This window comes from Paenibacillus sp. FSL H8-0283, from assembly GCF_045040675.1.
Lineage (GTDB): Bacteria > Bacillota > Bacilli > Paenibacillales > Paenibacillaceae > Paenibacillus > Paenibacillus amylolyticus.
In genome coordinates this window covers 3250632-3271723 of the sequence record NZ_CP150295.1, presented here as the reverse complement: position 1 = coordinate 3271723, position 21092 = coordinate 3250632, and the positions used below count along the sequence as shown (strand labels likewise).

General features: G+C 44.0%; 19 protein-coding genes. 3 read left to right on the top strand and 16 right to left on the bottom strand.

Features of this window, described 5'->3' with window-relative positions:
* Positions 1-151: 151 nt before the first annotated feature.
* Entirely contained in the window at positions 152-2446 is a 2295-nt protein-coding gene (gene metE, locus MHI52_RS14750; RefSeq protein WP_405159287.1) for a 5-methyltetrahydropteroyltriglutamate--homocysteine S-methyltransferase, read from the top strand.
* A gap of 174 nt (positions 2447-2620) precedes the next feature.
* Here metE and MHI52_RS14745 read toward each other — a convergent pair whose 3' ends face one another.
* The 7 genes from MHI52_RS14745 to MHI52_RS14715 all read right to left on the bottom strand — a co-directional run bounded on the left by MHI52_RS14745 (position 2621) and on the right by MHI52_RS14715 (position 8057).
* Positions 2621-3172, bottom strand: coding sequence for a TlpA family protein disulfide reductase (locus MHI52_RS14745; protein WP_405159286.1), 552 nt, complete (start codon positions 3170-3172; stop codon positions 2621-2623).
* A gap of 2 nt (positions 3173-3174) precedes the next feature.
* Complete coding sequence (locus tag MHI52_RS14740; protein ID WP_036670852.1) at positions 3175-3888, bottom strand: ABC transporter ATP-binding protein; 714 nt, start codon at positions 3886-3888, stop codon at positions 3175-3177.
* On the bottom strand, positions 3881-4702 hold the full coding sequence (locus MHI52_RS14735; RefSeq protein WP_036608083.1) for an ABC transporter permease: 822 nt from the start codon (positions 4700-4702) through the stop codon (positions 3881-3883). The genes MHI52_RS14740 and MHI52_RS14735 overlap by 8 nt, the downstream gene beginning before the upstream one ends.
* Positions 4703-4730: 28 nt before the next feature.
* On the bottom strand, positions 4731-5312 hold the full coding sequence (locus tag MHI52_RS14730) for a nitrous oxide reductase accessory protein NosL (RefSeq protein WP_051447067.1): 582 nt from the start codon (positions 5310-5312) through the stop codon (positions 4731-4733).
* Positions 5309-6697: a nitrous oxide reductase family maturation protein NosD gene (locus MHI52_RS14725; RefSeq protein ID WP_405159285.1), complete on the bottom strand. Its 1389-nt coding sequence runs from the start codon at positions 6695-6697 to the stop codon at positions 5309-5311. The genes MHI52_RS14730 and MHI52_RS14725 overlap by 4 nt, the downstream gene beginning before the upstream one ends.
* Before the next feature lie 317 nt (positions 6698-7014).
* Positions 7015-7689, bottom strand: coding sequence for a bacillithiol biosynthesis deacetylase BshB2 (gene bshB2 / locus MHI52_RS14720; RefSeq protein ID WP_253508297.1), 675 nt, complete (start codon positions 7687-7689; stop codon positions 7015-7017).
* A 23-nt stretch (positions 7690-7712) separates the two neighbouring features.
* Entirely contained in the window at positions 7713-8057 is a 345-nt protein-coding gene (locus tag MHI52_RS14715) for a YojF family protein (RefSeq protein WP_017688572.1), read from the bottom strand.
* Between the two features lie 267 nt (positions 8058-8324).
* Between MHI52_RS14715 and MHI52_RS14710 the strand changes: the two genes are divergently transcribed.
* On the top strand, positions 8325-9110 hold the full coding sequence (locus tag MHI52_RS14710) for a DUF817 domain-containing protein (RefSeq protein ID WP_405159284.1): 786 nt from the start codon (positions 8325-8327) through the stop codon (positions 9108-9110).
* Between the two features lie 93 nt (positions 9111-9203).
* Here MHI52_RS14710 and MHI52_RS14705 read toward each other — a convergent pair whose 3' ends face one another.
* From MHI52_RS14705 to MHI52_RS14665, 9 genes are all read right to left on the bottom strand, one after another.
* Positions 9204-9896 carry a hypothetical protein gene (locus MHI52_RS14705; protein ID WP_036608092.1) on the bottom strand — a complete coding sequence of 231 codons (693 nt, stop codon included), beginning with the start codon at positions 9894-9896 and terminating at the stop codon, positions 9204-9206.
* Positions 9897-10043: 147 nt separating this feature from the next.
* On the bottom strand, positions 10044-10952 hold the full coding sequence (gene murB, locus MHI52_RS14700; protein ID WP_390925642.1) for a UDP-N-acetylmuramate dehydrogenase: 909 nt from the start codon (positions 10950-10952) through the stop codon (positions 10044-10046).
* 185 nt (positions 10953-11137) lie between these two features.
* Complete coding sequence (locus tag MHI52_RS14695) at positions 11138-12118, bottom strand: SDR family NAD(P)-dependent oxidoreductase (RefSeq protein ID WP_253508293.1); 981 nt, start codon at positions 12116-12118, stop codon at positions 11138-11140.
* A gap of 169 nt (positions 12119-12287) precedes the next feature.
* A complete protein-coding gene (locus tag MHI52_RS14690) occupies positions 12288-12950 on the bottom strand; it encodes a hypothetical protein (RefSeq protein ID WP_315372135.1) in 663 nt (220 codons plus the stop codon).
* A 351-nt stretch (positions 12951-13301) separates the two neighbouring features.
* The gene (locus MHI52_RS14685) at positions 13302-14705 is read right to left on the bottom strand and encodes a PQQ-binding-like beta-propeller repeat protein (RefSeq protein ID WP_405159283.1); all 1404 of its coding nucleotides are present in this window, start codon (positions 14703-14705) and stop codon (positions 13302-13304) included.
* A gap of 195 nt (positions 14706-14900) precedes the next feature.
* Positions 14901-16952 carry a serine hydrolase domain-containing protein gene (locus tag MHI52_RS14680; RefSeq protein ID WP_405159282.1) on the bottom strand — a complete coding sequence of 684 codons (2052 nt, stop codon included), beginning with the start codon at positions 16950-16952 and terminating at the stop codon, positions 14901-14903.
* 110 nt (positions 16953-17062) lie between these two features.
* Complete coding sequence (locus MHI52_RS14675; RefSeq protein ID WP_036608108.1) at positions 17063-18361, bottom strand: GHKL domain-containing protein; 1299 nt, start codon at positions 18359-18361, stop codon at positions 17063-17065.
* A gap of 1 nt (position 18362) precedes the next feature.
* Positions 18363-19103: a LytTR family DNA-binding domain-containing protein gene (locus MHI52_RS14670; protein WP_074094992.1), complete on the bottom strand. Its 741-nt coding sequence runs from the start codon at positions 19101-19103 to the stop codon at positions 18363-18365.
* 197 nt (positions 19104-19300) lie between these two features.
* Positions 19301-20065 carry a YheC/YheD family protein gene (locus MHI52_RS14665; protein WP_405159281.1) on the bottom strand — a complete coding sequence of 255 codons (765 nt, stop codon included), beginning with the start codon at positions 20063-20065 and terminating at the stop codon, positions 19301-19303.
* Between the two features lie 202 nt (positions 20066-20267).
* Between MHI52_RS14665 and MHI52_RS14660 the strand changes: the two genes are divergently transcribed.
* Complete coding sequence (locus MHI52_RS14660) at positions 20268-21077, top strand: DUF6492 family protein (RefSeq protein WP_405159280.1); 810 nt, start codon at positions 20268-20270, stop codon at positions 21075-21077.
* The last annotated feature ends 15 nt before the right edge of the window (positions 21078-21092 follow it).

The following is a 21092-nucleotide window of genomic DNA, read 5'->3' as shown; positions in this document are numbered from 1 at the left end:
GCAAGTGTAAATACTCGTTAGTTCAACTTATATAGCACACACCTTTGGATATAGCCTCAGGCTATAACTAGGTATAATTTAATGGAATTACATTATAACTCCGGATCTGTGATAAATTTTGTGTAACATAAAAGCAGAGGGGTTTTAAACGATGACAAAAAGTAGTGTATTGGGATATCCGCGTATTGGTGCTGATCGGGAATGGAAGAAAGCGTTGGAAGCGTTCTGGGCAGGTAAGCTGGAGGAATCAGAATTTCACGCACGTTTGCAGGAGATTCGTATCGATCATTTGCGCAAGCAACAAGCAAAAGGAATCGACATCATTCCAGTTAATGACTTTAGCTATTATGATCATATCTTGGATACGGCCGTGATGTTTGGGATTATTCCTAAACGATTTGCTTATGATGGTGGTTCCGTTCCGTTGTCCGTATATTATGGCATTGCACGGGGAACGAAAGATGCCGCAGCAAGTGAAATGACAAAATGGTTCAACACGAACTATCACTACATTGTACCTGAACTGGACGGGGCTTCCCCAACTCTGACGGAGAACAAACCACTTCTCGCTTATCGTGAAGCAAAAGAAAAACTCGGCATTGAAGGCAAGCCGGTTATCGTTGGACCGTTAACCTTCCTGAAGCTCTCCAAAGGCTATGATAAATCCGAGACAGACGCTTGGTTGGACCGCTTGCTTCCACTTTACACTCAATTGCTTCAAGAACTTGCAAGCGAAGGCGTTCAGTGGGTACAGGTCGACGAACCTATTTTGGTAACCAAATTAAGCGATGAAGACGTACAGCGTCTGAATAAAATATATGAAACATTTGCAGCAGCCGTTCCAGGCCTGAATATCATGCTGCAAACGTACTTTGAATCTGTTGAAAACTACAACGACATTGTTGCACTGCCAGTTCAAGGTGTAGGACTTGATTTTGTACACGGACTCTCTGGTAATACACAATCTATTCGGACATCCGGTTTCCCGGCAGACAAAGTGCTCGGTGCAGGTATTATTGATGGACGTGGGATCTGGAAAGCTTCCCTTCAGACAAAACTGAATTTGCTGAATGAATTAACTGAGTTCGTGACACCTGAACGTATCATCGTGCAATCATCTTGCAGCCTGCTGCATGTGCCAGTAACCACAGACCGTGAGGCAAAACTTTCATCTGAACTGAAAAATGCACTTGCATTTGCAGATGAAAAGCTGGATGAGATTGTTCTTTTGACTACAGCCTTATCTTCACCAAGTGCAGAGATTACCGCCAAAATAGACGAAGCAGAGCTTACCCTTCAAGCGCTTCAGCAATCCGAAGATCGAAACCGTACCGCTGTACAGAAAGCCGTTGCTTCCATCAGTGTTCAACAGCCGGAGCGCTCCCGTCCTTTTGCAGAGCGTCATGAAGCTCAACAGGCCAAATGGCAATTGCCACTCTTCCCGACAACAACGATTGGTAGTTTCCCACAATCTGCCGAAGTCAGAAAAGCACGTCAGTTGTGGCGCAAGGGTGAGTTGAACAACGAACAGTATGTTGCCTTCATCCGGGAGCAAATTGATATCTGGATTAAGATTCAGGAAGAGATCGGAATTGACGTATTGGTACATGGCGAGTTTGAGCGTACCGACATGGTTGAATTCTTTGGCGAGAAACTGGCAGGCTTTGCCTTTACACAGTTCGGCTGGGTTCAATCGTATGGTTCACGTTGTGTGAAGCCACCTATTATCTTCGGTGATGTTGCATTTACGGGTGAAATGACAGTGGAAGAAACGAAATATGCCCAATCGCAGACAGAACGTCCTGTCAAAGGCATGCTGACTGGCCCGATTACCATCATGAACTGGTCATTCGTACGCGAAGACATTGCTCGTGAGCAGATTGCCTATCAATTGGCGTATGCGTTGAGACAGGAAGTCGAGGCACTTGAACAGGCAGGCATTGGTATGATCCAGGTTGACGAGCCGGCTGTTCGTGAAGGGCTTCCGCTGAAAGAAAATGAACAAGCCGATTACCTGGCTTGGGCGGTCAAAGCGTTCCGTATCTCTACGTGCACGGTGCATGAAACGACTCAAATCCATACGCATATGTGCTATTGCGAATTCCATGACATGATTGATTCCATTGAAGCTATGGATGCGGATGTTATCTCCATTGAAACATCCCGTAGTCACGGTGAACTGATTCATAGCTTTGAAGAAAATACGTATGAGCTCGGTATCGGTCTTGGCGTATATGACATCCATAGCCCACGAGTTCCGAGTGTAGATGAAATGAGCAGCATGATTGAACGTGCCCTGCGTGTTCTTGATCCGAAGTTGTTCTGGATTAACCCGGACTGCGGATTAAAAACCCGTGGACAGGAAGAAACGGTAGCTTCCCTGCGTAACATGGTTGACGCAACCAGAATCGCTCGTAACAATCACGCTTCAGCTGCTGTATTGTAATCGGCTGCGAAGCAGCATAACTTCAAAAGTAAAGCCGGATACCCCTTCGTTAAATGGGTGTCCGGCTTTTTATCTGGTTACTTTTTGTAGTTACTTTTAACGCAAATTCATTTCACTTGTAACATGGAAATTTCTGGCGTTCCTACCCCTTTTCTCACCATCCAACGCTTACAACTAGATACTATCTTTCAGCCATTGCTGCAACGGTGTATCTTCGGTCAGTTCACCGAGCAGTATGTGACGGAACTCCCCATCCCTATCAATGACCATTGTTGCGGGCAAACCCGTTATACGATACATACCTGATATGTTGCCCGTCACATCAATGATCACTGGAAAATCAAACGCCTGCTTATCCATAAACTCACGAATCGTACCCTTCGATTCTCCCACGTTAACAAACAGGGTTTCCACGTCGTTCTGATAGTCCTGAGCAATCTGGTGAACGAGCGGCATCTCCCTTACACAAGGTGTGCACCATGAAGCCCAAAAGTTAATCATCACGGCTTTGCCCCGATAATCCGACAGCTTGACTTGTTCGCCTGCTGAATTAACCGCTGTGAACTCAGGAGCCACGGCACCAGCTTCAATGGCGTTACCTCGCTCAGACTCGGGTGTCGAGACATTTTCGAAAATGGCCCATGTACCTACTAACAATGCGATCACACCAATCAAAATTGTAAGTGTACGTCTGCTTTTAAAACTCTTTTTCTGCAATATACTCACCTTCACTTTAAACCAAGACTTTGATGAAATGCTGCATGGAGCGAACCGAATTGATCACAAAAGTCGTGAGTAGAGCCCTCTCCAACATTACGTCCATGGTTCATGAATATCACCTGATCCGCAATATCGTCTGCGATCTCCAGCTGATGGGTCGAGAACACGACCATGTGGCCTTCCTGTTTGATGCCCTTGAGCAGCTGAGTTAATTCCTGCATCCAGAATGGGTCCAATCCATTCGTTGGCTCATCCATGATGAGCAGTGGAGGTTTCGACAGCACAGCCTGGGCGAATAACACACGTTGGCGCATGCCTTTGGAGAAGGTCGTAACCCGGTTTTTCTTTTGATCCTCCAAACCTACCATGGTCAGTACTTCCTGTACTCTCTCCTTGGGAACTTTCCTCAGAGAAGCCCAGAACAGAAGCATTTCCTCCGCACTCAGTCCTTGATTAAATTGATAATCGTCCGGCATATATCCAATCTGCTCTGAATAACGCTTGCGCTCCTTCAACCATCGCACATTGTTCACCGCAACCTCACCGGAGGTAGGCCGAAGAATTCCTGCGATCATACGCAGTACCGTGCTCTTTCCTGCACCATTCCCTCCACAGAGGGCAAGCACTTGGCCTGAAGTAATGCGAAAGGAGATATCCTCAACAATTGGTTGCTTTTTAATGGATTTGCACAATCCCATCACTTCGAGTCCCACTTTATCCATGAGAACGCCCCCTCTCCCAGATCGCGTATACCGCCAGGACAGAGAAGGCAATCCAGAATAGGCATATCCCGATGAAGATCCAACTGCCACTTGGTTGTTGCACCCACTCCACCCATCGATAATATTCTGGTCCAAGAATGGAGCCGCCTCCCAGTTTGATGACTACAAACAATCGCACCAGCTCGGCCGGATTGATGAGCGTTAGTATAATCAGCAGCGGTTTCACCCATAGATAAGGCATCAGTCCCAGCACAGAGAGCAATAAGGTCGGCCATCCAATGACTGCGAAAAACCATACGGTCACGGATATGGTTAACGCCTGCCACCGATTGCGCGACAACGAACCGATAAATAGCGCCAACGTCAGGAATAACAACACCAGTCCACAAGAAAATGCCAGAAAGAGAAGATATGTCACGGCATCCAGTGGATTCCCGATTACTCCGCTAATAACCCCCATCAGGCCGTATCCAAACGCAACAATGGTAATTAAAACAATCGACAGCCCAAGATACTTGCCCACAATAAAAGACATCGTGCCAATGGGATACGTGGACAGCAGTTGCCAGCTACCGTCTTCCTTTTCGGATGTTAGTGAGAAGGAACCGAGGAACAGCGTCATTAATGGTAAGAGGTAAAGAATGAGATTCAACATCGAACCTGTTGTGCCCGAATATCCTTCAACCAGATTCTGCGAATTCAGAAGTAACAAGCTTAAGCTAAATGTGCAAAAAAGGATCAGAAACGAATACGCCCAAGGATTGCGAAATCCCATTTTCACTTCTCGTCTTGCAATCTGTATCATATCTGACATCATTGATCACCATTTTCTATTGTCATACTTAGTGGCCTGACTCTTCTTTCATCTCACCTTCCTGATGCATTTCATTACCGTCTCCTTCTTCACCATGTCCGTGCTCATCATGCCCATGTTCACCCATCATGTCCATATTCTCTGTGTTCTGTTTCCAGTCATGAGAGGCAAGATCCTCAGCGGTCATAATGGTTCCTACACCTTGCTCTGCAATGAAAGCTTCAGCCGAGGGCTTGTCCTTAAAGTTAAGAATTCCATAGGCCATAGGTGTACGCAATGAAGCGTCGTATACATACGTGGCTTTGCTGTATTCAATCCATTCCTTGTCATTATAGTCACGTACATAGTCCATGCCGATGTTATCCGTGCCATTTTCTGTTTTCCACTGGTTCATGCAGCCGATATCATCGAACTTGTAATTTTGGCCGTCTTTCGTAGTGAGCTGTGTTGCATATGCATCGTCCTTCACCTGCATTTTACAGATCGCACAGATATCCACGTCTTCATTGATCGGCAATGCCGCGTATTTTGTTCCGCAAGCGGTTAACAGCACCATGCCAAACATAAGTACCATGAGGAATGTCCATCTTCTGTTCAAGCTTTTGTTCATTTTCGTAATACCCCCATATAGATGATTATAAAAGTTGCCATACCCAACAGAATTAACCCGAACAACCACACCACATTGGAATCTGTAGCACTTTCTACTGACATGTGCAGATCAGATTTCGTATCCATGCTCATTCGTGGCGATTTGTCGGTAGTCCATTGTTCTCTGCCTTCTGTAAACAACTCACTCAGAAAGACCATACCCGGTGATTGGAAAAAGAGCTGATACGCTGAATTTCGACTGACCAGTTGCTCATAAAAAGGATTGATGGCATAGGATATTTCACTGATCCCATCCCGATTCAGATCGAGCCCCTGGAAGGAGTCCCAGTAATTCTCCATCAGGACATTATTCGGGCTCTCCAGCGCCGAAGCTTCAATGACATTAGACACCAATTGGTTACGTGTAAACTCATTAGCTTCTGCCAGAACAAGCTGTATGCCAACAAAATTCCGAAGCACCGCATTGTCATGGATCTCATTGCCCGATGACTCTGCAATATTCATGCCGACACGATTACCCTCCACCACATTGTTGTGAATTGAGGATTGATGCACGTCATACAACAAAATCCCTTGAGAATGAACATTAGTACTCTGTTTGCGAAAAGAATTGCCCGATATAACCGTATTCTTGACGCCCATGATCATGGCACCTGTCATGTTCTCTTCTCCGGTATTATCCATGACAGAAGAGCCGTCAATATACATGCAATGGATGCCATACCTCGTATGTAACAGCCTGTTATTTTGCACGATAGACTTGCGACTGTTCTCCAGATAGATTCCATCCCTCATGCCGGTGATCTCATTGGCTTCAATGAAGCTATCATGGGAGTTGTACAGATCAATGCCATTGCCCTTCTGGCCACTGGAAGCAGAATCAGACCCCGCCCACGTGATGTTGTTCCGCTGAATCGTTGCCTGACTCGAATTCCGGATGATCATTCCATACCCCTGGGTCTGAATATGCAGATCCGTGATTTCACTGTTTTTCCCTTCAACCTGAATCGCTGCAGTCTGTTCATTCGTATCATGTTCAATTGTAAAACCGCTCAGTTTCACCCCATCCGAGCGAATCATTATCGTAGAGGTGGCTTCCGCATTAACAACTATGACCGTAGGATCACCCTGAATGGTGATGTTTTTGTCAATCGTCACGGGTCCAGAATAACGACCTGATGCAAGTTCAATGACTTCTCCAGGTGCAGTGCGGTCAATCATAGGCTGAAGGGGAATGAGATCACGATGTCCGGAAGAGGCCATGACTACACCGTGCGGAAGGGATAGTAGGAGCATCATCATTCCGATTAGAAAAATTAAACCTGTAACCCGACTCTTCTTACAACTGTTGAATGCACTCAAGCCTGCCCAAGGATTACTCATGATTCAAACCGCGCAATTCCGGCTTCTTATTACAGTTGCTTATTGCTGTGGCAATGTATTCAACGGGTCTTACGTTAATCCAAAATATACGTTGGTTGTACACACCATCCCTCCATTCCACTTAAAATCAACTCTCCATGTTCCTCATCCATTGAAGCAACGCAATAAATGAAGCGTTATCACAATCCTGATCATAGTGTACTTAAAATGATATTTATTCCATATAGCTCAATTAGGCTATAGACGCTACATTTTTGTGTCGATATTGTGATGTAAATCAAAAAAAGCCGCCATATAGGCGACTTCTAAGTAATATATTATTCAAATGGATAGGTCCAAAATGTTTCTCTGCCAAAACGTTTTTTGATTTCTTCATTATTCAGCTCACTATTTCCTACAAGCTCTGCTGCCTGGAATTGTGAACGATGGGCACGAATGGACGCCATTTTTCGATCCAAAAATTCGGATACGTCAACAAATACATCCGGTTTGCCAATGTACTGTTCCTGATTATTAGCGAACGCAACGCAATGAACAATCGGACGTTCATCCACAGGAAGTTTAGTGATTGTACGTATAACAGCGGCTCCCGTTGCATCATGATCGGGATGAACACTGTACCCCGGATAGAACGTTATGACCAGCGTAGGGTTCAACTCTTTAAGTAGCGACATGATGGTGTCTTCCAGTAACTCTGGATCTTCGAACTCCAGCATTTTATCGTGGAAACCCAGCATTCTCAAGTCCTGAATACCAATCGCTTCAGAAGCTTCGATGAGTTCCTGTTTACGGATGCCAGGCAATGTCACTCGGTTGGCAAATGGAGGAATCCCCATATTGCGCCCCATCTCGCCAAGTGTTAGACAAGCATAGGTTACATGGGCACCGCCATCTATGTATTTGGCTAACGTTCCCGATACAGAGAAAGCTTCATCATCTGGATGTGGATATACCACCAAGATGCGCTCATGCTCGTTGTGTGTAGTATTCATGATTATTCAATCCTCCGCTTTCATCAGAACATCTCTCGGCTTAATTGTAACGCCACAACTAGTTTACCTTGGCTGTCGTGACCGGCGAGAATCAGTCTTTCTTGTTCCTGCTCATCAATATGTGTAAGTCCTTCGGCGTAAAGCCATCCCTGCGTTGTTTTCAGACCAACACGGTATGGACCTGTACCTGAAATGGACCCCTGCGTATATCGTATGGCCGCATTAGTAATGAATGCCGATGCTGGATGTTTTGTACTGTCCATATGTTGTGCGTAAGCACCTGACGTAAGTTCTAGATGTACGTATAAGTCCTGATCAGCAAGATTATTGATCCGGAGCTGAATGTCTTGAGGTTTAATCGGTTGCATAGCGGCCTCCTTGTCTAATGTAATTGTACAAATTTCATTTTAACATAACCACAAGAGAATATACATGGAGTGACCCTGTCGACCTCTCATAGAGCCCTCTCATGATGATTCCAGTTTGAAAACAAGAACAGATTTGCGTGGTTTTTTCTCTTTTTATTCATCGATCATATCTATATTATGAAGTGTAGGCAAAAACGCCCGTGATGAAGAACCTTAAATTTTAAATGAATCTTGCTCCAACATGTTTGGAAAGGAGTTTAACTCGACTTGAAATCTCTAATACAACTACTTCATTTTGGCTATCATCAGGCCATGAGTTGCATATTTCCCGTAGCGATCTTTGGAACACTGGCACTGTCCAGCGTAGTTCCTATTCCTTACCTTCATCGATATGATGCCATTCTGCTCGTATTGCTTGCTGTGCAGTACCTAATGTATCGAAGCGGCTTGGAAACCAAGGATGAAATCAAGGTCATCTGTGTATTTCACATTATTGGCCTGGTGCTAGAAATCTATAAAGTATGGATGGAATCATGGTCATACCCTGAGCAAGCATACAGCAAAATCCTGGGTGTCCCTCTTTATAGTGGATTCATGTATGCAAGTGTAGCCAGTTTTATGTGTCAGGTGTGGCGAAGACTGCGGATGGACATGACCGGATGGCCTGGTTTTGCACCTTCGATGCTGCTCGGAGCAGCCATCTATATTAACTTTTTCACTCATCATTTTATGCCCGATTTTCGCTGGTGGCTGACGGCGCTTGTATTTATTGTCTTCTGGAAAACCTGGATTATTTACCGGGTAAGAGCAACGACCTATCGAATGCCCTTATCTCTTGCTTTTATCATCGTTGGTTTCTTCATTTGGACTGCTGAGAACATCGCTACATTTTTCAATGCCTGGAAATACCCTGATCAGCATGATGCCTGGCAACTGGTTAGCTTTAGCAAAATTAGTTCGTGGTTCCTGCTGGTCATCATCAGTGTCATCATCGTTGCGCAGCTCAAATATGTGAAGGCCAATCGAACCGCAGATGATCCAAAGTCCAGGTAACTATTTATTCTCTAACCGTAAAACAGCAACAATCTTAGACTCGTACCTAAAGTCTTCGAATGCCGCTGTTTTTTACTGGAGTTCTATTTGAGATTATTCAATAAAAAATGAGCCAAAGCCATCTGCCTCTTCAATGTCTTTGTTGATTAAGAGGCTCTCCTTTTCATCATATGCTTTGATTGTATAAGGAGGAGTAGCTGATGAAGGCAGGAATGCATACCAGATTTGTTGGTTCTCACCTGCCTCAACCAGCTTCGCATCGAAAGTTTCAGGCTTTCCATTTTGCTTGATTTCAACAGTTACACGTCTGATAGTGGAGTCTATGATGTCACCAAATAACATCGGTAACGGGGCCGAGACTTTTTCTAATTTCGGTATGCTCATATAATTCAACGCAAACTTGGATTCAACTGATTCATTAATGGAATATCCTCCACCCCATACCCATTTCCATCCGAAAATGTTCTTGCGGGTATACTCCATCTGAAGATTACTGTTATTTTCCCGACCCTTTTTTTGTGTAAACAAAATCATGCCCCCGTCCACAGCCTCCTGATGAATGAATTGGGAGGTATAAGATTCACCTCTAAATTCTTGAACGGCCCCTTGAGGACTGTTCGCTATAGGAATATGTATAGGTTCATTCAATCCCCAAACTTTGGATATCCGTTGATCGGCTAGCCCGCCAGCTCGTTCATTCATATACATATATGCCAAGATTGACAGGGGCGATAGTAAAATTACCATTGCAGTGATTAGCAAAATTCTCCTGTTACGCTTGAACATCTCCATGTACACTCCTTATGATAACGATGAAATATTAAATACAATCACTCTGATATTACCATAATTAGCATATTAGTTCTTGTTTAAATATAATTCGGACAATCAAAAAAGGCCGCCATTGGCGACCTTTCAAGTCATTCATCGAAGCTATTCTCCCAGAAAGATTACTTCGGTTTCCAATTCAACTTGGAACGTATCATATACTTTCTTCTGAATAAATTGAATCAGATCCATATAATCCTGGGCAGTAGCGTGATCCACATTTACGATGAAACCTGCATGCTTCATGGAGATTTCAGCGCCTCCGATGCGAGTGCCCTGCAAGTTACAATCCTGAATCAGTTTACCGGCAAAATGTCCTTCGGGTCGTTTAAATACACTTCCACAAGAGGGGAATTCAAGCGGCTGCTTGGATTCTCTTAGGAACGTTAATTCCTTCATTTTGCTTGCAATATCTTCCTTGTTTCCTTTTTTGAGCCCGAATTCGGCCTCCAGTATGATATAGTGATCCATCTTGAAGAGACTATTTCGATAACCAAACTTCATCTCTTCTCGCGGAATCTCCAACACTGCGCCGTCTTTGGTGATCACAGTCGCACGTTCCACAACATCGGCGATCTGACCGCCATAAGCACCCGCATTCATGTAAAGTGCGCCCCCCGTGCTGCCAGGAATGCCACAAGCAAACTCCAAACCGGTCAAGCTATGCCCCAAAGCAAGTCTGGATACCTCAATGATATCAACGCCGCTTTGCGCAATCATGCTCTCCTCATTCACTTTAATTTGATCAAAGTGGCTAAGAGAAATCGTTACTCCCCGGATACCCCCGTCTTTAATAATGACGTTTGAGCCTTTTCCAATGACCGTCAGAGGTAACTGATGTAAGTTGGCAATTTCCACGATTTTAGTGATTTCGTCTATCGTTGTTGGATGGATGAGAATATCTGCGTTGCCACCTATTTTAATAAACGTGTGATTTTTTAGTGGTTCATTGAATTTCACTTTTTCCAAAGGTATCTGATGCTCAAAAATATTCATGATTTTCTCTCCCTGAATTCATAAAGAAATGATTGCACCATCGCGAAAATGAGATGCTCCTTCTTTATTATATGCTAAATAGGAGATTTTGTTTGAAATTATGTTGTTTTCATTATAATTAATCACATTCTCTTTAGATTTTGAACTTTTCCGTGAGTCCCTGCATGGAAGCAAGCTGTTGCTCTGTTGCCGCAACTACATGATTATGAGAATTCTATGTCTGTTTGAGTCAGCTTGGCTGATAGCTCCCATAAACGAATAGCTTGCTCAGGGTCGATGGCATACTTCTTGACCCCATAGAAACCTCCATCCTCTGGAGCCATTTCACTGATGTCACAATCCTCGCAGTAGACACCGCCTTTTCCCTCAAGCTGAGGAGAGGTTGCTGCCCAGACCTGCGTCGCTGCCCCCTGCTCAGGTGTTTTGAACGCAGGGTTGGCCACTTGTCCAGATTCATCAATCCAGCCCAGAGCAATCATTTCCTCTTTTGGCATATGACGCTGTAGTGGTGTCATAATTCCGCCTGGATGAACTGAGAAAGCCCGTACGCCGTGCTCTGCACCTCGACGATCCAGCTCAACGCTGAATAAAATCGTTGCTGTTTTGGACTGTCCATAGGCAGGGAATTTCTCATATCCATGTTCAAATTGGATGTCATCCCAACGAATCGGTGAGAAATGATGTCCCGCTGATGCCAAGGAAACAACACGTGCTCCCCCCTGACTTGCAAGTGCTGGCCATAACAGATTAGTCAGGGCAAAGTGGCCCAGATGATTGGTTGCAAATTGAGCTTCCCAGCCAGGACCAACCCGCGTCTCCGGGCAAGCCATGATGCCCGCATTAAGAATCAGCATATCAATGTTCCGATCACTCGCCAGAAACCGCTCCGCAAAAGCACGAACGCTGGATAAATCAGCGAGGTCCAATTCATCTATTTCGACACCTTCCAGACCCGAAAGTGCTTCCTTCGCAACCGCTGGACGACGTGCAGTCACCACTACACGGGCTCCCGCATTAACAAGCGCACGTGTCGTCTCCAACCCCAGGCCGGAATATCCACCCGTTACAATAGCAAGCTGTCCGGACAAGTCCAGATCCCTCAATACATCCTCCGCTGTACTATTATGGTTGAAGCCAGAGTCCATTTTAAGTTGTAAAGTTCTAGTATTATTTTCCTGTGTCATTCTGTTCATCTCCTTAGTAATATTTCTACTTTTTCAAAGTCTACACCCTAGAGCGTACTCTAAGTCAAATAGAAGTGAATACATCACCTGCAACTTCTCCGTGCAATCTGCAAAAGTAAAAAAAGCCGCCAGTTGGCGACTTTCGTTGAAATGATTATAGTCATCCACGTTACGAATCACCCTGAACGGTGGATAACGAAACAAGGACCGGACTGGCGAAATCAGAGGCCTCTTCTCCTTTTGGATTATGAAGACGGAATAGAAATGCTTCCTCTTCTTCTGATTTCCAGACCATATAATCGCTAATGCCTTCTTCACCAGAGGCCTGAAGATAAAGCTCGGCATGACCAAGCGGGTGTTCTACCAGTTCTCCACTATAATCAGATACCTTACCGGCTTTTTCTAATTCTTCTTTACCCGCTGTCTCCAGTTCTGCCAGATTATAATCCGAAGGCAGTGGTTCAATATCTACATAATAGTCAGCGTTACTAGTCAGTGACAGACGGCCTTGAGCAGCATCAAATGTGAATTTCTCGAATACGTACAAGGAAAATCCTTCTCCTTGTTGCAAGGTCGCCTCTAGTGATTGATTGCCATCTGCGGTCAACATTTCAAAACTTGAGGTCTGTGGACGCTCCGTTTCATTTGCTTCTTCTGTTCCATCTGTTTCAGATGGTTGTTCATTTTCTGTTGAAGGTGCTGGAGCAGGTTCACCTACTGGCATTGATGGTTGAGGGCTAGGCAAAGGTTCATTACTACCAGAGCAAGCTGCAAGTGTTAGAACTATAACGATTAACGAGATACTCATCATAATAGAACGTGGTTGAAACATCAGGTTCATTCCCCCTGTCTATATTCTGTGCTTACATGTTATTACCCATAGCAGAGACTCGGAATCCATAGGTCCAACCTATGAGTTTATCCATAATCGGTATTTCCCTAGGGTCAGGGAACAACCCTTGATACGGACACCTCGGCATCGATCGAAAGACGCAAGGTGGATATCAATGCCACGCTGGAGGATCAATTGATGTGGTTGGAGGAAGCGGGGTTTCGTGTGGCAGATTGCATGTAAAAATACTTGGACTTTGCAGTGTTTTATGCGCAAAAATAAAAAAAGACCGGATTATAAGCAAGCTATGCCGTAATCCAGTCTTCTCACATATTTTTCATCTTAAATCACTTATTTCAGCGATGCTGGCAGCTTAACGCCGAGAAGTTTGCCTTCGGTTTGGATGATGATCATTCCGTTTGTCTTTAACGTCGTGTTATGCAGATCTCCACCGGTGGAGACGCGGAAGACCGACTGACCCGACATCATGTTGAGGACAAGCAGTGTGCCGTTACGTTGTGCTCGATACATCCCTTTGCCGTAAACATCAATCTGAGAAACGGGGGCATCACCATGCCACTGGACCTCTTGACTATTAGCCAGCTTGATGCCTGTAAGTTCTCCCGTGTTTCCGTTTTTGAAGATCAACCTTTCCTGTGTAATGCCAAGCCACACCATATTTTCTCCGTAAGGGCGCTGAAAAGTTCGAAGTGGCGCGGGACCCAGCTTGGTTGAGGTCAACGAATACTCCGCTATCTTATCCCCTTGTAGAATGTATAGTTTGTCTTTATTGGAAAATATCCCTCCATACCCATTCACATACGGTGGATCCCCCGGCATGGTCCACTTATACTCCTGACTTCCTTTTAACACACCGGTCTTCAAGTTGTACGCATTAACTTTCCATTTGCGTTCTGGTGAAGACTCGTCATTTTCCAACATCGAAGAATAGTAGTCCGCTGAGTAAACAAGACCATCTTTGATCTGAATAGCTTCCCCCTGACCAAAATGACCCCATAGCTTCTTGCCCGTTTTCTTGTCATATGCATTAAGCTGTAAGGATGTAAGTGCCCCTTGGACAAAAAAGGTTCTCAGCACCACACCATTAGATTCTCTCAGATACTCAGTACCATTACCTTCACCTAATGGTTCATCTGCTTCCCAGCGCAGTTTGCCTGACTGGATGTCCAGTGCAAACGTTGTACTCCCCTTAATCACGTAGAGGGTATCCACCGTTGGAATCAGAGCTTCCGTACGGTTATACGTATCAATCCAGGTGGATGTGCCTGACTGCCATTTTGCTTTGCCTGTCTTCGCATTCAAGGCATATGGCTTGTGATCAATGGTCAGTCCGTAGAGAATCCCGCTTTGATAGGTAATATAAGGAGTCAGTTCTTTGCCGTAAGTCCACAACCGTTTACCTGTTGTCGCATCAAGTGCAATCAGCTTCGATCCAGCAAACGTGAATACTTTGCCTTCTTCTGCGATGGCATTAACTCCAACATACGTCTCGTTCATATTCAGATAGTTATCTACTTTCGCTGTCCAAGAAGGTTTCAGTTCAGGTACAGTGATTCGTTGATACGAATACCAGTTACGGATGGATACATCCGATGCTTCAGCATGTGCCTGCGATGGCAACACGCCGATAACGCCGTGAACCATCAGCATTCCGGCAGTAATGCCTGCAATGATGGGTCTTCTTGCTCTTCTTTTCCATTCCTTATTCATTTGACGTTTATGTATATTGACCATGGTAAATGAATTCCTCCTGTTATTAAAATCCTGAGATATAACTACATAAACATAACGTGTGATGGGTCCAAATAGTTACCGGATTGTTAAATTATTCAAAGAAAATATCAAAAAAGCCGCCACTAGGCGACTTCTTGATAACTGTATTTTTTCGGAGATAAGTTGCGAACGTGACTCATTAATGAAGTTTCTACTTTACTTTAGTTGAATCTGGAATACATCACCGGAGTCCCCACCAAAAACGATAAAACCACTTTTCGGGAGTTTCGTCGATTCCTGATTGGTTGCTACAGAGAAGTCAACCATTTCCCCTTTATCATTATACACTGCATAACCTCCGGTCTTGGGAGAATCCACCGTGATGGATTTGTTACCCGATCGGGCGTCGATCGCATACCACCGGGCTTGACCGTTTGCCGGAATAGTCGTAATTCCTTTTTTTCCACCAAAGATTGGAGTAATCGCATCCTCGGCAATGTATTCCTGCCCATCCTGGAGCAAAATCTCGGCGCCATTCTTTGTGTAAAATTGCAGATCAAACGCGTCTCTTCCATTCATTACAGGAATCTCGGCGATATTCTCTGCGTTGTTTGCATCCATGATTTGCGTGCCATTAGCATAGCCATTTTTGGCATCAACAGACAGGTTCTTGATCAGCATCGATGGAAGCAGATAAAAGATCGATGTTATTTTTTCATCCAACGCGTAATATTTCGAGCCGTCACGAGCTGTCCATTTCTCTTTCGTTGCTGCGTCAAGCGCATTATGATCCAGTTTTTGATAATCATACGTGTTCATTACCGTTTGACCTATGCCGGGTAACGTAATCATACCCTGAATTTTAACATATACCTTGTCATTACGTTCCTTCACAAAACTAGCTTTCACACTGCCATCCGCACTTGTAAAATGTTCGTCGCCTGTGTACACATATTTCTGCTCTGGAATAATTCCACCCAACAAGGCTGGCAGTTGCATCTCACCATCCTTAATCGTTATATCCAATGTCTCTCCTACCGTACCATAGAGACCGGAGTACGCGCTTAATTCTGTTGGCATCTTCACTTTGTCGGGTGACGAGAAGGTCTGATCGGGTTTAACCTTGTCAATGATGCCTTGATCCGCCAGAACTTCCAGCAGCACTTTGCTGGCAAACATCTGATTGTAGATGGAAGATCCGCCAGATGATAGAACCGCCATTGAAATATCATGTTCAGGTATAGTGATTAACACGGCATGGTACAACATGGTATCCCCGCCTTTGGCAAGCGCGGTAACCCCATAATCGCTGAAAGGTGCAAGGTCAACCGAATCCCATCCCAAGCCATAATTGATCGTATTTTGCTCATCAGATACCCATATGCCCTTACGATATTCATGAGATTGCATGGCCTTCACAGCAGATTCGGACAGAATATCCGGTCTGTTCCCCATTAAAACCTCTCCGAATTGACTCAATTCTTCTGCGGTAGAGTACACTCCGCCTGTGCCGATAATGTTTGCATTTTCGGTAGGCATCTTCATCTCAAGTGTAGGCCAATAGGTTTCGGATAATTGCGCTCTGTCAAAGGAATCTAGTGGTGTCTTCGTTGATTCCAACTTCAACGGCTCGCTGATGAACTTGGCGATATATTCGCTGTAGCTTAATCCACTCACCCGTTCAACCAGAATTTCAAGCAATTGAAAACCGTCATTGGCGTAGACGGAGTATGCGCCAGGTTTGGATTTCAGTTTTTCGGACTGAAGTTTGAGCAATAACTCATCATGATTGCGGGTGTCATTATCTTCAAACAACATGCTGTTTCCATAATGTGTACCGTAAAGACCGGATGAATGATTCATCAACATGCGCGGTGTGATTTGAGTATAGCGCGCATCTGCCATTTTAAAGTCCTTGATATACGAAGTAAGCGGCTCATCCAGATCTATTTTACCGGAATCAACCAGCTTCATGGTGGCTGCCGTAACAACCATTTTGCTAACCGAGCCTATGCCATACATGCTATCCTTGTCTATTGGCTTCTGTGATGCATTATCGTGCAGTCCGACACTATCTGATAAAATATATTCCCCTTCATCCATGATCGCATATTGCACACTGGTGACACCGTAGTTTTGCACCATCTCCTTGGCGATCTGCTCCGCCCGTGCCTCAATCGTACCGCTGTTATTCGCCTCTGCTCTGACATCTGCCAGCGGTGTAATTACAAGCACCGCTGTACATAAAAGACTAATTAGTTTCTTCATCCTATGTCCTCCCTCAAATGTTCTTATGAATGAATTCATCATATCCGGGAAGAGACTGATCAAACGCAAACGGACCCTGAATGGAAAAAAACAACCCCTGAACGGCAGGTTCAGGGATTGTCGGTGTGGAACGGAAGCACAACCATGTTGTTAAATTTCCGATGCTGATGCTCAATACTCATATGTCCACCATATTTCTCGCACATTCGCGATATATTGGTTAGACCGATCCCATGGTACTCCGGATTGGGCTTGTCACTTTTCAAGTCAACGATCGGTTGCTCCACATGATTCATAATCTGGATGACCAGTGTAGATGATGTGGAGTGGATGGCAATCAGGATATATCGATCCTCAGCCTGTCTAACCTTCTTGGAGGCCTCAATTGCGTTATCAAGCATGTTACCCAGCACCACACACAGATCGTACCGATCGATCTGAATATGTTGTGAGTGGAGCTGGATTTTGGTGTCGATTTTGATCCCGTTTGCCTGCCCCATAGCCAAGGTATTTGTAACGAGTGCATCAATGACCAGATTGCCGGAGTTCACCCGCTGATACGCACCTTCAATGGTATTTAATGTAGACTTAATATGGTCACCTGCCGCTGCCAGTTCGTTACGTTGGATACATTCATCAATATACAGAAACTGCTGATTGATATCATGGATGATGGATTTAATGTTTTTGAAACTGTGAACGGTCTTCTCATAGTTGGCATCCTGGTAGTCCATCTGACGCTGTAACTGGGTATTTTCATGCGCAAGCTGTACCTTTTCCACCATGTTGTCGAATACATATACAATGAACACGTTGAGAAATAGAGAGCCTAGTACGGAAAAGACGTAGAATATGTTTTTTTCACTATATATGGAGGCCACATTGATCTGATAGATCGTAATAATGGGTACGATGAGAAACAGCAAATAATAACGATAATGCACGGCAAAACTTCTGCGTTTAGCCACTAGACGCACAATTTGAATAACAATGAACATGATACTGCAACCAACCAGCATCACCTTGGAGAGAATCCAGTGGTTTTCTCCGTTGAACTGTTCCCATGAGATGAATTCTGTGGATTCCAAAACTCCGAGAATATATACAGCTATCGTATTTGCCATTGTAATCAGAACCGCATACAGGATAGTAAAAACAAGCTTGATTTTGAACTCCACTTCATAGGACTGTGCCAGACTGAAGATTAACAGCAGAGCAACAGCAGTAGAAACGATATCAGAGAAGGAAGAGACCAAATAAAAATAACCCAACATGAGAAATACCATGAAATAGATCGCTCTGCGCGGCTTACGCCTGGACTTGCCCAACACAGAATCAAAATAAAAATTCGCCTGAAATGCCATAAGTAAGGTCACAAAAATGATGGAAAAGATCATATAGGTACCCATATCATTGAATCCTCATGATCATATATTTGGTGTAGGCATCCTTGATTTCTTTGACCTTGGATCGACCTATGGGCAGTTCCGTTCCATTCAACATAATGACTTGGGTACCGGAAAACTTCTGAACATGCATAAGGTTAATGATAATCGAGCGATGGATCTGCAAAAAACCATGGTCTTTCAAACCAGATGCGTAACTAGATAGAATGCCTTTGGTCTCATGTACATTTTCCTGTGTTACAAAATTCAACTTGTTCTTGATTGTTAAACTTTTGACGACCTCAATCCAGAGAATATCATCATATTTCAGCAGCAATTCATCATAGTCTGATTTGATTAGTACATACTTTTTGTCCAATGCTTGAAAATATTGACACAGCTTAATCATCTTTTCCTCGAAAACTTGCGGCTGGATTGGCTTGATCAGATATTGAAAGGTGATGACATCAAAGCTCTCCACCATATATTCCGGGTAACTGGTCAGAAACATAATCTGTACATCCAGAAACTTCATGTTCCTGATCTCTTTAGCGGTCTGAATCCCGTTCATTCCGCCCATCTCCACATCCAAGATGAGAATATTGAATGTATCCCCAACCTCTCTGTAGTGTGAGAGCAATTGTTCACCAGATGTGAATAAGCTAATTTGAAAATCAAAATTGGTTTTTAGAGATAAGGAGACCAGCATGGATTTCACACGTTCTCGTTGCTGCTCCTCATCATCACAGATTGCAATATTGAACATGGGGGAACATCCGCCTTTCATCGACATCGACTCTGAATTTCACTCTCGAATATACTATTTTAGCATAGGTTTCGGAGTCGAATGGGGATGAAATGCATTATTCCGACCCTAAAACGCAGATCAACAAAAAAAGTCGCCACATTGGCGACTCTTGAGCTTGTAACCTTCTCCAGCATTCCTATGAAAAGTCCGGTCTGTTATTTTGTTTTTTTGGGCACAGCATGACGGTAATATCGTATTACCTTGCGATACATCGTCTTGTCCTTTAATTGATTGAATATATATGGGTCAGGTTTGACATTCACTTCAATAATCCAGGGTTTCAGACTGTGGTCAAGGCCGATATCTACACCGATTTGCTTAAGATGCGGGTACTTTTTTTTCATATGACGAGCTATGCGCAGGCTAAGCTCATTCATCTCTTGAATCAGTTCATTTCTGCGTTTGGTGGATGCATATGATTTTAGCAGCTTGTGAATATCCATCGGTGTACCACCACTATGATAATTGGTTACGATTTTCTTTGGATGACCCAGTCGCCCGATGATTCCGGTGGCTTCCCAATGTTTGGTCGGGCTTAGCTGTATCATGACTCGAATGTCAAAACGTCTGTTATTGTGCTTAAGCAGATGGATTCCTCTCTGAATCAGATAACTTCTTTTATTCACCAGACGAGTCAGACTGTTATAAAACGATTCAAAACTGTCAAACGTCAGACGTTTTTGCTCTATCTGATAGACAAAATGTTGCTGACTTTCCATCTCCGCCTTAATAACACCCATCCCGAAAGTACCTCTCTCGGGTTTGACATAGACCATCCCATATTTGCTGATCATGGATTTCAGATTCGTTTTGTTATATTTCTGTGTGTCGGGGATGAACGGTTTAATTAATTCATTATTAATGATCAATTTTGTTTTTAACCACTTGCTTCTTAACGGCTGCAACTTATCAACTCCCATGTCGTAAACTCTCCCTTCAGCAACCGCATCAAAGCCTGCTGTTTGATCAAGATCCTGCAAGCATTATATGTAATACCGATAAAGGAACCCTCAACAAAAGCCCCTATTCGTAAAAATGTATATTTGCACATGCCCTGACCAAAACACTTTTGCACACATACCATATAATGAGTCATCACGATTTGTGCAAGGAGTTGAGAAGATGTCTGTCCAGCCTGGAATCCGGTTGAACAATGCGCCTAAGATTGATGTTCTTATACCAGCGATCGAGAAAGATTTGGCTACCCTACCCCTCGTCATCGATAACATTCGCCGTTATGTAAAACATCCCATTGGAAGCATATATATTGTTTCTCCGGTCAGCACCAAGATCAGAAAACTCTGTTCCCTTAAAAACTGCATTTTTGTTAATGAGCGATCCGTCCTGCCTATAACCAAAAACGACATACACTACCAGTCCTCCCGATGGAATCGGTCAGGCTGGTTATATCAGCAGTTGCTCAAAATGAACGGAGATTCCATTGTGAAGGCAAAGTACTTTCTAGTCATGGATGCAGATACCGTACTGATTAAACCTCATTCATTTCTTGTAGAAGGCAAAACAGTCTTTTACTGCCGTGACTGGAGCCAGCCGGAATATTTCAATACCTACCGCAAGTTGTTAGGCATGAAAGCTCCGCGCCCCCGCTCTTTTGTCACCCATTATATGCTGTTCGACAAATCAAAACTCGCTGCCTTAAAACAGAAAATTGAAGCGGTTCATAAGCTGCCATGGTACAAAGCGATCATCTCCAATATCAATAAGAAGAAACAGTTTGGTTTCTCCGAATATGAAACGTATGCCAATTTTATGTATACGAAAAACCCAGGCAGCATGGTCCTTAGAAGTTCCAAGAATAAAAGTCTGAATGTGAACGCTTCTTCGTTAAAAGAGCAACAAATCCGCAAGCTGGCTCTTAAATATCGTTCTCTTTCCTTTCATAAACGGAAAATCTATAGTAAAGCTCCCTGAGCTTAAGGAGGAAGC